11 protein-coding genes are annotated in these 12,758 nt (G+C 64.9%); 1 reads left to right on the forward strand and 10 read right to left on the reverse strand.

Going from position 1 to position 12,758, the window contains the following annotated elements:
• Positions 1 to 2: 2 nt before the first annotated feature.
• From JQ631_RS24765 to JQ631_RS24780, 4 genes are all read right to left on the reverse strand, one after another.
• Positions 3 to 2,087 (reverse strand): hydantoinase/oxoprolinase family protein, encoded by a 2,085-nt coding sequence (locus JQ631_RS24765; RefSeq protein WP_212330311.1) that lies wholly within the window; start codon positions 2,085 to 2,087, stop codon positions 3 to 5.
• A 131-nt stretch (positions 2,088 to 2,218) separates the two neighbouring features.
• Positions 2,219 to 3,025 (reverse strand): NAD-dependent protein deacetylase, encoded by an 807-nt coding sequence (locus JQ631_RS24770; protein ID WP_212330313.1) that lies wholly within the window; start codon positions 3,023 to 3,025, stop codon positions 2,219 to 2,221.
• 54 nt (positions 3,026 to 3,079) lie between these two features.
• Positions 3,080 to 3,916 carry an SDR family oxidoreductase gene (locus JQ631_RS24775; protein WP_212330315.1) on the reverse strand — a complete coding sequence of 279 codons (837 nt, stop codon included), beginning with the start codon at positions 3,914 to 3,916 and terminating at the stop codon, positions 3,080 to 3,082.
• A gap of 72 nt (positions 3,917 to 3,988) precedes the next feature.
• The gene (locus JQ631_RS24780) at positions 3,989 to 5,308 is read right to left on the reverse strand and encodes a solute carrier family 23 protein (RefSeq protein ID WP_212330316.1); all 1,320 of its coding nucleotides are present in this window, start codon (positions 5,306 to 5,308) and stop codon (positions 3,989 to 3,991) included.
• A gap of 124 nt (positions 5,309 to 5,432) precedes the next feature.
• On the opposite strand from JQ631_RS24780, the gene JQ631_RS24785 reads away from it, so the two are divergent.
• Positions 5,433 to 6,761 (forward strand): dicarboxylate/amino acid:cation symporter, encoded by a 1,329-nt coding sequence (locus JQ631_RS24785; protein WP_212330318.1) that lies wholly within the window; start codon positions 5,433 to 5,435, stop codon positions 6,759 to 6,761.
• Positions 6,762 to 6,952: 191 nt separating this feature from the next.
• Here JQ631_RS24785 and JQ631_RS24790 read toward each other — a convergent pair whose 3' ends face one another.
• From JQ631_RS24790 to JQ631_RS24815, 6 genes are all read right to left on the reverse strand, one after another.
• Entirely contained in the window at positions 6,953 to 7,693 is a 741-nt protein-coding gene (locus tag JQ631_RS24790; RefSeq protein WP_212330320.1) for an SDR family oxidoreductase, read from the reverse strand.
• A 92-nt stretch (positions 7,694 to 7,785) separates the two neighbouring features.
• The gene (locus JQ631_RS24795; RefSeq protein WP_212330322.1) at positions 7,786 to 9,399 is read right to left on the reverse strand and encodes an ABC-F family ATP-binding cassette domain-containing protein; all 1,614 of its coding nucleotides are present in this window, start codon (positions 9,397 to 9,399) and stop codon (positions 7,786 to 7,788) included.
• Positions 9,400 to 9,559: 160 nt separating this feature from the next.
• Positions 9,560 to 9,907 (reverse strand): RidA family protein, encoded by a 348-nt coding sequence (locus JQ631_RS24800; protein WP_212330324.1) that lies wholly within the window; start codon positions 9,905 to 9,907, stop codon positions 9,560 to 9,562.
• A gap of 15 nt (positions 9,908 to 9,922) precedes the next feature.
• The gene (locus tag JQ631_RS24805; RefSeq protein WP_212330326.1) at positions 9,923 to 11,044 is read right to left on the reverse strand and encodes an NAD(P)/FAD-dependent oxidoreductase; all 1,122 of its coding nucleotides are present in this window, start codon (positions 11,042 to 11,044) and stop codon (positions 9,923 to 9,925) included.
• Positions 11,041 to 12,459 (reverse strand): FAD/NAD(P)-dependent oxidoreductase, encoded by a 1,419-nt coding sequence (locus tag JQ631_RS24810; protein ID WP_212330328.1) that lies wholly within the window; start codon positions 12,457 to 12,459, stop codon positions 11,041 to 11,043. The genes JQ631_RS24805 and JQ631_RS24810 overlap by 4 nt, the downstream gene beginning before the upstream one ends.
• Entirely contained in the window at positions 12,456 to 12,752 is a 297-nt protein-coding gene (locus tag JQ631_RS24815) for a (2Fe-2S)-binding protein (protein ID WP_212330330.1), read from the reverse strand. Before JQ631_RS24815 ends, JQ631_RS24810 begins: the two co-directional genes overlap by 4 nt.
• Positions 12,753 to 12,758 lie beyond the last annotated feature (6 nt).

Raw genomic sequence — 12,758 nt, forward strand, 5'->3', positions numbered from 1 at the left:
GATCAGGCCGCCTTCCGTTCCATGACGATGCTGCCGGCACCGTCGATATGGGCATCAAAACTGTTGGAGACGAACGTGGAGGTTTCGTCCTCCGCGATCACAGCCGGCCCCGCAATCGTCGCGCCGGGCGCCATGTCCTCGCGGCGATAGAGCGGGATATCGATGACCTCGCCTGCCCTTCCGTCGAAGAACTTGCGGCTGCCGGAGGCCTTCGCCGCAGGCTTGCGCGCAACAGCCGCAACCGCCGATGGGTTGCGTGCATCAGTCGTCGCAAGCACCGACCAGCTCAAGACCTCGATCGCGGCGCCAGGAATTGGCCGCTCGAACATCGCGGAATAATCGGCCTCGAACTTCTGGCGGAGACTTGCAAGATCAGCCGAGGTCAGCGGCCGGTTCGGCAGCTCGACGGTGATCTCGTGGCCCTGGCCGACGTAACGCATGAAAGCCGCGCGGCGCTCACGCACCGGCGCGCCGGCCGCACCGGGCTCGACCAGCGCCCGCGCCTCGGTCACCATCTCCTGCAGCAGATCGGAGACGGCGCCGGTGTCGAAATCGTCGAGCCGGACGTGACGGCTGCGCACCAGCTCATAGGCAATAGGCGCCGCGAGGAAGCCGACCGCCGAGCCGACGCCGGCATTCGACGGCACGATCACCCTGGCAACGCCGATCTTCTCGGCAACGCGCGCCGCATGCAGCGGTGCGGCGCCGCCGAAGGCGATCAGCGTGTGCTGGCCGACGATCTCACCGCGCTCGACCGCATGCACGCGCGCCGCACTTGCCATGTTCTCGCAGACGACCTCGTGCACGGCATAGGCCGCGGTTTCCGCCGACAAGCCGAGCGGCTCGCCGACACTGCTCAGCAGCGCTTTCTTCGAAAGCTCCGGGTCGAGCCTGATGGTGCCACCCGCGAAGGCGTCGGGATCGATCATGCCGAGGGTGACATCGGCATCGGTCACTGCAGGACGCTGACCACCACGGCCGTAGCAGGCGGGCCCCGGCTCGGACGAGGCACTCTCCGGGCCGACAGTGACACGCTTCATCGCGTCGACATGCGCGATCGAGCCGCCACCGGCGCCGATCTCGACCATCTCGATCACGGGGATGCGCACCGGCAGGCCTGAGCCTTTGAGGAAGCGCGCCGCGCGATCGACCTCGAACACGCGTGACGTCTCGGGCTGATACTTTTCGATCAGACAGATTTTTGCGGTGGTGCCGCCCATGTCAAAGGACAGCACCTTGCTTTCGCCGAGCCTTGCCGCGATCTGCGCCGCGAAGATCGCGCCGCCCGCCGGGCCGGACTCGACGAGCCGCACCGGGAAGCGCCGCGCCGTCTCGATCGAAGTGACGCCGCCGCCGGAAGTGACGAGATAGATCGCGCCGCGATATTGCTCGACCTGCAGGGCATCGGACATGCGCGCGAGATAGCCGTCGATCAGTGGCTGCACATAAGCGTTGGCGACCGCGGTCGAGGTGCGCTCATACTCGCGGATCTCGGGGCACACCGCCGACGATACAGTCACGGAGATGCCGGGCATTTCCCTGCTGATGATGGCGGCCGCGCGGCGCTCGTGCTCGGGATTGGCGTAGGAATGCAGGAAGGCAATCGCGACGCTTTCGACCTTCAGCTCGCGCAATTTCGGCGCGAGCGCGCGGACCGCAGCTTCGTCGAGCGGAAGACGGACGGCGCCGTGGGCGTCGATCCGCTCGGGCACGGTGAAGCGCAGATTGCGCGGCGCCAGCGGCTTCGGCTTGTCGATGCCGAGATCGTATTGGTCGTAGCGGCTCTCGGTGCCGATATCGAGAACGTCGCGGAAGCCTTCGGTCGCGATCAGCGCCGTTTTGGCACCGCGCCGTTCGATGATGGCGTTGGTCGCAAGCGTCGTGCCGTGAATGAAGACGTCGATGTCGCTGATATGCGCATGCGCATCAGTCAGGATGAGACGCATGCCGTCCAGCACCGCCTGCTCAGGCCGCTGCGGCGTGGTTAGCACCTTGCGCGTCTTGCGCACTTCACCCACGTCCAGCACGATGTCGGTGAACGTGCCGCCAATATCAACGGCAAGCCGTACCTCGGCCCCCTCAAGCATTCCTGAACACTCCGTGCTGATCGCCAAACTGCGGTCGAAGCCGCAGCAATTTTCATACCAGCGACGCCGCGAATGGTGAAGCCTTCCGCCCCCATTGCGTGGCACCTATGCGGCAGGAGAGCCCTGCCCGTTCAGAGCAGAAATGCCAGCGCTGCTTCGCAGCGCTCCTCGACCTTGAGCGTCAGGAGATCGTCGGCGCGGGTGCGCCCGAGATTGACCGCGGCAATCGGGATTTGCCGTTTGGTCGCAGCCTGCACGAAGCGGAAGCCGGAATAGACCATCAACGAGGAGCCGACGATCAGCATGGCATCGGCCTGCGCCAGATGGTCCTGCGCGGTCGCGACCACGTCGCGCGGGACGTTCTCGCCGAAGAACACGACATCGGGCTTGAGGATGCCGCCGCAGGCCTCGCAAGCCGGCACCTTGAACGACGAGAAATCCGCGTGATCGAGATCAGCGTCGCCATCAGGCGCATCCGCCGCATCCAGCGTCAGCCATTCCGCGTTGGCGCGGCCAAGCGCCTCCTGGAATTCGCTGCGCGGTGTCTTGCCACCGCAGCCCATGCAGCGGACCAGGTCGAGCCGCCCGTGCAGATCGATCACCTGCCGGTGGCCGGCGGATTGATGCAGCCGGTCGACATTCTGGGTCAGCAGCATCTCGCAGCGACCGCTGGCCTCGAGCCGGGCGAGCGCATGATGCGCGTCGTTCGGACGGGCTTGTCCGAATCGCCGCCAGCCGATCAGGCTGCGCGCCCAATAGCGCTGGCGCGTCTGCTCTTCCGACATGAAGGCCTGAAAATTGACCGGCTGGGTCCGCTTCCAGTTGCCATGGCTGTCGCGATAGTCGGGAATGCCCGAATTGGTGCTGCAGCCCGCGCCGGTCAGCACGAACAGTTTTTCGTGCCGGCCGACGAAATCCTGGAGCGGGTGATTTGCCATGGCGCAGATGTAGTCTGCGCCGCGGCATTTTGCCAGATGGGCCGACGCGGCCGACTAGCTCGCCCAGTTGTCGCGAAACTCGGGAAACAACGTCAGGCCGCCGCAGGCGTAGATCGTCTGCCCGGTGATGTAGCTTGCATCGTCCGAGGCCAGGAAAGCGAACACAGCGGCGATCTCTTCCGGCATGCCGACGCGCCCAAGCGGGATATGACTTGCGACGTTGGCGCGCTTTTCCGCATCGCCGGTCCAGGCCGCGTTGATCGGCGTGTCGATCGCGCCGGGACCGACCGCATTGACGCGAATGCCGCGGCCGGCAAATTCGAGCGCCAGCGTGCGGGTGAGATTGGCCATGCCACCCTTGCTGATCGAATAAGCGAGATAGCCGGGTTTTGGGATGATCTGGTGAACGCTGGAGCAGTTGATGATGCTGCCGCCTCCATCGCGCCCGACGAAATGCGCGAGCGCCTTCTGGGCACAGAGCACGGCACCGTTGAGATTGACGTCGATGATGCGGCGATAGCTTTCGATGTCGAGCGCCTCGCTGGGCGATTCACGCTGGAAACCGGCATTGTTGACGAGACAATCGAGGCGCTTCCAGCGCGCCAGCACCGTCTCGAACATCGCAGCCACCTCCTGCTCATTGCTGACATCGGCCTTGACGATGACATGGTCGAGCTTGCCGTGGCCGCGATCATCCGATCCCGTCCTCGCCAGCGCAAGCGTCTCCTCGGCTCGCTCTGGATGGTCGATATAATTGATGGCGACGGTCGCGCCTTCCTGGGCGAGCCTGACCGCAACGGCGCGGCCGATGCCCTGGGAGGCACCGGTCACCAGCGCGTGTCGGCCGACGAGACGTGAGGGAAACGAAGTTGAGAGATCGGTCTGTGGCATAGGCTTTCTCCGGGACACCTGATCATGGATGGAACCGGTGTTTTGTTCCATCCACGAGCGCATCCCTGGGATTCATTCCGCGCGGCGCGCGATCGGCGAGGTCAGGATCTGATACAGGATGATCGCGCCGAAGGTCGCGGTGCCGATTCCGCCGATCGTGAACGCGCCGAATTTGAGCGTGAGGTCGCCCGCGCCCGCGGTCAGCGCCACGGCGACGGTGATCAGGTTCGCCGGGTTGGCGAAGTCGACCTTGTTCTCCACCCAGATCCGGCCCGCCATCGCCGCGATCAATCCGAACAGCACGATCGAGAGGCCGCCGATCACGGGACCCGGGATCGACAGGATCAGCGCGCCGAATTTCGGCGAGAAGCCCAGCAGGATCGACACCGTGGCGGCGAAGGCAAACAGCAGGGTCGAATAGACCTTCGTCGCCGCCATGACGCCGATATTCTCGGCATAGGTGGTGACGCCGGTGCCGCCTCCAAACGCCGCGACGATCGTCGCGAGGCTGTCGGCGAACAAGGCGCGCCCGAGATAGCCATCGAGGCTCCGGCCCGTCATGGCGCCGACGGCTTTGATGTGACCCAGATTCTCGGCGACGAGAATGACCGCAACCGGCGCGATCAGGAAGATCGCATCGGCCTTGAAGGTCGGCGTGGTGAAATTCGGCAGGCCGAACCACGGCGCGGCCGAAAGCTGCGCGAAGTCGATCGGCTTGCCGAAGCCGAGGCCGTTCGCGAACAGCAGGTACAACAGGTACCCGCCGATCGCGCCGAGAATGATCGGCAGGCGACGCCACAGGCCCGGAGCGGCCACGGCGACCACGCCGATAATCAAGACGGTCGCGAGCCCGATCCAGGTGTCGAACGCATTGGCGCTCACCGCCTTGACCGCGACGGGTGCGAGGTTGAGGCCGATCGCGGCGACCACGGCGCCGGTGACGGCCGGCGGCATCAGGCGCTCGACCCAGCCGATTCCCGACCACATCACGATCAGCGCGATCACGCCATACAGCACGCCGGCGCCGACGATGCCGCCGAGCGCGACTGAGATGTTCGGATTCGGCCCCTGCCCGGCATAACCGGTGGCGGCGAGAACGACGGCGATGAAGGCGAAGCTCGAGCCGAGATAGCTCGGCACACGCCCGGCGACGATGACGAAGAAGATCAGCGTGCCGATGCCGGAGAACAGGACCGCAACATTGGGATCGAATCCCATCAGCAGCGGCGCGATGATCGTCGAGCCCGACATGGCAACGCAATGCTGGAGACCGGAGACGATGGTTTGCCCCCATGGCAACCGCTCCTCCGGCATGATCACGCCCGAGGTCTTCAGCTTCCAGCGCGGAAAATAGCTGTGCGCCTGCTCGTCCGAGCCTGATGCGTTCGACATGTTCCCCCCATTGCGGTGCAGCGATTGATCTTCGTGCGATCCGACAAAAATGTGATTGTTGCTTATAGGGCGATCATCACATGATGTGAATCATGCAAGATCAATGCGTTCCAGGGCTCACATTATGACACAAGTCGCGATCCAGCCAGCCGCCCATCGCCGGCACCTGCCCTGGTACAAGATCCTCTATGTCCAGGTGCTGATCGCGATCGCGCTTGGGGTGCTGATCGGCTATCTCTATCCGGACCTCGGCAAGGCTCTGAAGCCGCTCGGCGACGGCTTCATCGCGCTGATCAAGATGATGATCGCGCCCGTGATCTTCTGCACCGTGGTGCACGGCATCTCCTCGATGGGCGACCTCAAGCGTGTCGGCCGGGTCGGGCTGAAATCGCTGATCTATTTCGAATCGGTTTCGACGGTGGCGCTCGCAGTCGGCCTCCTGGTCGGCGAGGTGCTCCAGCCCGGACACGGCTTCAACATCGACCCTGCCACGATCGATCCGAAGTCGGTCGCCACTTACGTGACCAAGGCCAAGGAAGATGGCATCGTGGCCCATCTGATGGGAATCATCCCCGACAGCTATTTTGGTGCGATCGCACGCGGCGACCTGCTTCAGGTGCTGCTGGTCTCGATCCTCTCCGGCTTTGCCATCGCATTCCTCGGCAAGGCCGGCGAGCCGATCGCCGACGCCGTCGACAAGGCCGCAAAAATGTTCTTCGGCATCATTCGCATCATCGTGCGCGTGGCGCCGATCGGCGCGTTCGGGGCGATGGCGTTCACCGTCGGCGCCTACGGCCTCGGCTCGCTGCTCAACCTCGCCGCCCTGATCGGCACGTTCTATCTCACCAGCATCCTGTTCGTGCTGATCGTGCTTGGCTCTATCGCCAGACTGGCCGGCTTCTCGATCCTGCGCTTCATCGCTTATATCAAGGACGAGCTTCTGATCGTGCTCGGCACCTCGTCGTCGGAGACGGTGCTGCCGCAGATGATCCAGAAGATGGAGCATCTCGGCGCCTCGCGCTCGGTGGTCGGCCTCGTAATCCCGACCGGCTACAGCTTCAACCTCGACGGCACCAACATCTACATGACCCTGGCGACGCTGTTTCTGGCGCAGGCGACCAACACCCATCTGACGATCTGGCAGGAGTTGGGCATTCTCGGCATCGCCATGATCACCTCGAAGGGCGCATCGGGCGTTACGGGCGCCGGCTTCATCACGCTCGCCGCAACGCTCTCGATCGTGCCCGACATCCCGATCCAGTCGATCGCGATCCTGGTCGGCATCGACAAATTCATGAGCGAGTGCCGCGCGCTGACCAACCTGATCGGCAACGGCGTCGCCTGCGTCGTCATCAGCATTTCCGAGGGAGAGCTCGATCGCGAGGCGCTGCACGAGACCATGGCGCATCCGCTGGAGATGGGCGAAGCGCTGGAGCCCGGCGGCAGCGCGTGAAACCACCACAGCGCGTAAATCGGCAGGCGCAGGTCGGTTTCGATGCGGTATTTTACCGGAGTAGAAATTTCATAGGACTGGAGTCACAACAGCGGCGTTGGGATCACCGATTGATACTCATCCATTCCACCCGACGCGCTGGGGGCAGAGCGTCGGGTTTTTGAAGAATTACCAGGATTTGCCTGGCGAGATCAGATGATCCCGCCATTGGCGCGAAGCACCTGACCATTGATCCAGCCACCATCTGGACCTGCAAGGAACGCAACCGCGGCGGCGACGTCCTCGGGCTGGCCAAGCCGCTCCAGCGGCGCGAGCTTGGCGAGATGATCGACCAGCTCCTTCGACTTGCCATCCAAAAAGAGCTTCGTTGCGGTCGGTCCGGGCGCCACCGCATTCACGGTGATGTTGCGGCCGCGCAGCTCCTTGGCCAGCACATGCGTGAGGGCTTCGACCGCCGCCTTGGTGGCGGCATAGACGCCGTAGGTCGGCGACAGGATGCCGGCCTGGCTCGACGACAGATTGACGATGCGACCGCCATTGCGCAGCCGCCGCGCCGCCTCGCGCAGCGTGTTGAAGGTGCCCTTCAGGTTGATCGCGATCTGGCTGTCGAACGCAGCATCCTCGGCATCCGCAATCGCGGCGAGACGCATGACACCGGCATTGTTGACGAGCACGTCGACGCCGCCGAACACGGACTCAGCCGCATTGAACATACGTGCGACAGCAGTTGCGTCGCTGACGTCAGCCTGCGACGTGATAGCCTGGCTGCCCGCTTGCGTAATCCTGTCGGCAAGCGCCTCCGCTTCGGCGGCGCTCCCGGCATAGTTGACGACGACGGCAAAGCCGTCGGCGGCGAGCCGTTCGGCGATCGCGGCGCCAATGCCGCGTGAGCCCCCGGTGACAATGGCGACCTTCTTGTCTGGGTTGGACATGTGCGTTCTCCGTGGTTCGGGTCCGCTGCTTGCGGCTGACACCGGAGGATTTGCCCCATTTCCCGCGAGAGATAATCAGCCTCCGGCCGGCATCATTGTTCAGTTCCGCCGAACAATCCGCCTGAGGCGCCAAGATCGAGTCGGCGCGTGATCCCGATGGCCTCCAGGAACGCCTCGTCATGGCTGACGACGAGCAACGCGCCGTCATAAGCCCGCAAGCCTGCTTCGACGGCCGCGATGGACTCGAGGTCCAGATGATTGGTCGGCTCGTCCAGGATCAGCAGCGTCGGCGGCGTCGACCCACCCAGCACGCAGGCGAGGCCCGCGCGAAACAGCTGGCCGCCGCTCAGGCTGCCGGCGATCTGCAAGGCCGCATCGGCGCGAAACATGAAGCGTGCCAACGCGGCATGGCATTCATTCGCGCCCGCCCTCGGATTGAGACGCCCAAAATTGTCGAGGATCGGGATCGCGGGATCGAGCAGGCTGACCTTCTGGTCGAACAGAGCGAAGTCCGGCCTGACTCGTACGGTACCCGAGACAGGGCGCAGCTCGCCGGCGACCAGCTTCAGCAGCGTCGTCTTGCCGGAGCCGTTGGGTCCGACGATCGCGACGCGCTCCGGCCCGACGACGGTGAGCGATAGATCGCGCAGGACCGGCCGCTCCGGCAAATAGCCGGCACTGACGCGATCGAGCCAAATCACTTCCCTGCCCGCTGGCAAGCGGGTCGAAGGCAGCTTTACGGAGAGCGGCTGGAGAACTTCGATGCGCCGGCGCGCGGTGTCGACCGCATCGACCGCTTCCGCGCGGCGCCGCTCAGCGATCTGCGTCGTCTTGCCGCCGCTGTCCTCGCTACGATCCTTACGCGCTCCGGCCAAAATCCGCGGCATGTCACCCTTGGCGCGCTTCGCTCTTCCACCGCTGTCCTTGCGCGCCTTGCGTTCGGCCGCCTCCTGCGCCTTGCCGTCGATTTCGGACAGGTGCTTCTCGGCATGTGCGAGGTCGTGCCTGACGGCGGCGACTTCGACAGCCTTTTGTTCACGATAGCTGCTCCAGTTACCGCCATAGCGCGTCGCGCCGAGCGAGGTCAGCTCGACGATGGCGTCCATGGTCTCGAGCAGTGCCCGGTCATGGCTGACGACGATCGCGCCGCCGCGCCAGCCAGCCAGCAGATCGATCACGGCCTGGCGCCCGTCGCGATCAAGGTTGTTGGTGGGCTCGTCGAGCAACAGGAAGTCCGGCTCGGCGAACAGCAACGCGGCGAGACGGACACGCGTGACCTGCCCGCCGGACAAACGGTCCAAATCCAAATCAGGCGCGATATCGAACCCGACACGCGCAAGGGCGGACGCCAGCCGCGTCTCGAGGGTCCAGTCGACCTCGGCGACCTCCTCGGCGGAGGCATCGCCGCGTTCCGCCCGGCGAAGCAGATTCAGGGCATCGCGCGCGTCAAAGAGGTCAACGACCCTCGCGCCGGCGCGAAGCTGGGCATCCTGGCGCAGGAGCCCGACGGTGCCGTTGACGACAACGCGCCCCGACTGCGGAACGTGCCTGCCCGTGATCGCAGTGAGCAGAGTCGTCTTGCCGACGCCGTTGCGGCCGACGAGGCCGGCGCGTTCCGCGCCGAAAGTCAGATCGATGTTGGAGAGAAGCGAGCGGCCGTCAGGTGTGGACAGCGACAGGCGCGACAGGATGATGGAAGCAGGCATGGAATTCCCCGTGAGCAATGCGGATGGGCGTTGCGGTCGGGGTCAGATCCATGGCTGCGAATATCCTTGATGAGATGCCTCTAACTAGTCCCATCCGGGCGGGAGATCAAGTCGAGGCATAAGCGCGCGACGCGCTGACGTCGTGGTCGGCCTATCACAACTAACCCTTGAGCGCGGTGACGACCACCTCGATCAGCGCGCTGCCGCCGAGATCGGCGACGCCGACGGTGGCACGGGTCGGCAGATTATCGCCGAAGAACTCGGTCCAGGCCGCATCCATCTCCTTTTTCTTGGAGAGGTCCGTGACGAAGATCGAAGCGCTGACCACGCGCGACTTGTCGGTGCCGGCTTCCTTCAGATAGCCCGCGATCTTGCCGAGAATGTTGCGGGTCTGGTCGCCCATCGAGACCGAGGTATCGTCGGCGATGGTGCCGCCGACGAAGACGAAACCGTTGGCTTCGACGGCGCGATGCATGATGGGCGTGCGGATGCTGCGGGTGATGCTCATGATGTCCTGTTCTTTTTAGAGCGTGGAGGGATGGAAGCGGTCGATGCCGAGATCGCTGACACGGGTCTGAGTGCCGCCATTGACGATCAGCTCCGCCATCACGGCGCCGGCGCCGGGGCCGAGCTGAAAGCCGTGCAGCGAGAAGCCGAACTGGTGATAGAGCCCCTTGTGGCGACTGCTCGGGCCGAACACGGGGATATCGTCTTTCATCTTGGCCTCGATGCCGGCCCAGGCGCGCACGATGGTGGCGCTGCGCATCACCGGGAACAGCTCGAACACGGTGCGCGCACTGGTCGCGAGACTTTTCCAGTCCAGCACTGTCTCGTTGCGGTCCTGGTAGGGCGTAGCCAGATGGCCGCCGCCGATCAGCACGGTGCCGTTGGTGAATTGCTTGAACGAGAGTTTTCGCCCGCGCAGAATCACGACGGGATCGATGAAGTGCGGCACGCGCGAGGTGATCATCAGCATCGGCGCCACGGTCTCGACCGGCACCGGCTCGCCGAGATCGGCGGCGATCTTGCCGGCCCAGGCACCGGCGGCGTTGACCAGTACTGGCGCGGCAAAGGTTTCAGGGCCGACATCGACATGCCAGAGACCGTCGCGATGGCGGATATTGCTGGCGGCGACGCCCTCTCGCACGGTGGCGCCCAGTTGCTCGGCCTTGCGCCGGAACGCCGTCGTCGCCTGTGCCGGATTGGCCGCGCCATCACGGCGTGAGACCACGCCACCGGGACAAGTCTCGGCCACCGCCGGCACGAGGCGTCGCAGTTCAGCCGCGTCGATCAGCTCTTCATGGGTGAAGCCGAGCGCATTGAGCTCGGCGACGCGCGCGCGGCAGATCGCGAGCTCTTCGTCGTTCTCCGCGACCAGCACTTGGCCATGGCTCTCGAAGCTGCAGTCATCATCGAGGAGATCGGAGATCTTCTCCCAGATTCCCATCGAGCGGATCGAGAGCGGGATTTCGGGAATGTGCCGCGCAAGCTGGCGGACACCGCCGGCATTGACGCCCGAAGCGTGGCGGCCGGCATAGTCTTTCTCGATCAGCACCGGCTTGAGGCCGGCGAGGCACAGATGCAGCGCCGTCGAGCATCCGTGGATGCCGCCGCCGACGACGATCGCATCCACATTTCCAGTCATCCGCGCACCACGGCCTTGACGTCTTCTTCCGTTTTCGGAACGGCGGCGAGCTCGGCCAGCGTGATCGGCTTCACCGGCGCGCGCAGCCGGTAATAGCCGATCTCCTGCGGGGTCTTGCCGCGCGCCTGCGCCATCAGCTCGGTGACGGTGAGGCCGCAGAGCCGGCCCTGGCACGGGCCCATGCCGGTGCGGCGATAGGCCTTGAGCTGGTTCGGCCCCGTGGCGCCGATCGCGACGGAATCGAGAACGTCCTTCGCGGTGACCTCCTCGCAACGGCAGACGATGGTGTCATCAGAGGGAATGCGGAACTGCGGCGACGGACGGAACAGCGTGTCGAGGAAAACGCGGCCGCGCTCGGCCTTGGCGAGATCGGCACGGAGCGTCGCCATTGGCGTGAGCTTCGCGGCAGCAGCGGGCGCCAGTGCCTCCACAGCCGCGCGCGCCGCGATGCGGCCACGCACTACGGCGGCATTCGCGCCGCCGATGCCGGCACCGTCGCCGGCGATCGCGATACCGGCGACCGACGAATTGCCGCTCGCGTCCAGCACCGGCGACCAGCACAGCTGCAAATCGTCCCAGCGATGCTCAATGTCTGCGGACATCGCCAGATTGACATTGGGCACCACACCCTGATGCAGCAGCAACAGATCGGCCGGAATGGTCTCGCGCTTGCCACCGGCGACATAGCTCACGCTCGTAAGCTGACTATCACCAGCTGCCGCAAGCTCAGTGACGCCGGAGACGACCTGCACCTTCGCTTTCACCTCGCGCATCATCGCGAGGCCTTTCGCGAAATAAGGCGAAGTCAGGAACGCGAAGGCGTGCGGCAGCGCGGCGAAATAATTGCCGCGCTCGGTGGTGTCGAGGATGCGATCGATGCGGCCGCCGAGACGCAAAATCTGTGCGGCGAGCAGCCAGAGCAGCGGCCCCTGCCCTGCAATCACGGTGCGACCATCGGGCACAAGCGCCGATGACTTCAGCATCGTCTGCGCTGCGCCCGCGGTCATGACGCCCGGCAATGTCCAGCCCGGAATCGGAAACGGCCGCTCCAGCGCGCCGGTCGCGAGGATCACGCGCTTCGCTCTGACGAAGGCCGACGCGCCGCCGATTGAGACCGCGATATCGAGATTGCGGTCGAGGCTCCAGACAGTGGCACGATGGATGACCTCGGCGCTGCTCGCGCGCAGCGCCTGCACGAGCTCTGTGCCGATCCAATAGTCGGCGCCGAGCTGGCTACGCTCGGTCACCGGCGTCGAAGATATGGCGCGAAAGACCTGACCGCCGGGACCAACGTTCTCGTCGAGCAGCAACGTCGTGAGACCCGCTTCAGCCGATGCCGCAGCCGCCGCGAGGCCCGCGGGTCCGGCGCCGATCACCACGACGTCGTAATCTTCCCGCTTGGGAGCCATAGTCATCTTCCGATCTCCCGCTTGCCCTTCTGGATCTCGACTTGCATGCCCTCGGCCACGGGCACAAGGCAGCCCTGACGATTGCCGATACCGTCGATGGTGACGAGGCAATCGAAACAGACGCCCATCATGCAATAGGGCAGACGCGGTGCGCCGCTCACCGCGGTGGAGCGACGAGCGTCCTGGCCGGATGCGAGCAGAGCGGCAGAAACGGTGTCGCCCTGGCGCGCCGCGACGGCCACGCCGTCGACGAAAATCTGCACCTGAGGGCGCTTGTCCTGTTCGGATCGTCTAAACATGGATGC

Source organism: Bradyrhizobium manausense (assembly GCF_018131105.1).
Classification (GTDB): domain Bacteria; phylum Pseudomonadota; class Alphaproteobacteria; order Rhizobiales; family Xanthobacteraceae; genus Bradyrhizobium; species Bradyrhizobium manausense_B.

What these genes read in the sequence shown, in the direction of transcription:
- JQ631_RS24765 (WP_212330311.1), bottom strand. Translation starts at nt 2,087, where the DNA reads ATGCTTGAGGGGGCCGAGGTACGGCTTGCCGTTGATATTGGCGGCACG.
- JQ631_RS24770 (WP_212330313.1), bottom strand. Translation starts at nt 3,025, where the DNA reads ATGGCAAATCACCCGCTCCAGGATTTCGTCGGCCGGCACGAAAAACTG.
- JQ631_RS24775 (WP_212330315.1), bottom strand. Translation starts at nt 3,916, where the DNA reads ATGCCACAGACCGATCTCTCAACTTCGTTTCCCTCACGTCTCGTCGGC.
- JQ631_RS24780 (WP_212330316.1), bottom strand. Translation starts at nt 5,308, where the DNA reads ATGTCGAACGCATCAGGCTCGGACGAGCAGGCGCACAGCTATTTTCCG.
- JQ631_RS24785 (WP_212330318.1), top strand. Translation starts at nt 5,433, where the DNA reads ATGACACAAGTCGCGATCCAGCCAGCCGCCCATCGCCGGCACCTGCCC.
- JQ631_RS24790 (WP_212330320.1), bottom strand. Translation starts at nt 7,693, where the DNA reads ATGTCCAACCCAGACAAGAAGGTCGCCATTGTCACCGGGGGCTCACGC.
- JQ631_RS24795 (WP_212330322.1), bottom strand. Translation starts at nt 9,399, where the DNA reads ATGCCTGCTTCCATCATCCTGTCGCGCCTGTCGCTGTCCACACCTGAC.
- JQ631_RS24800 (WP_212330324.1), bottom strand. Translation starts at nt 9,907, where the DNA reads ATGAGCATCACCCGCAGCATCCGCACGCCCATCATGCATCGCGCCGTC.
- JQ631_RS24805 (WP_212330326.1), bottom strand. Translation starts at nt 11,044, where the DNA reads ATGACTGGAAATGTGGATGCGATCGTCGTCGGCGGCGGCATCCACGGA.
- JQ631_RS24810 (WP_212330328.1), bottom strand. Translation starts at nt 12,459, where the DNA reads ATGACTATGGCTCCCAAGCGGGAAGATTACGACGTCGTGGTGATCGGC.
- JQ631_RS24815 (WP_212330330.1), bottom strand. Translation starts at nt 12,752, where the DNA reads ATGTTTAGACGATCCGAACAGGACAAGCGCCCTCAGGTGCAGATTTTC.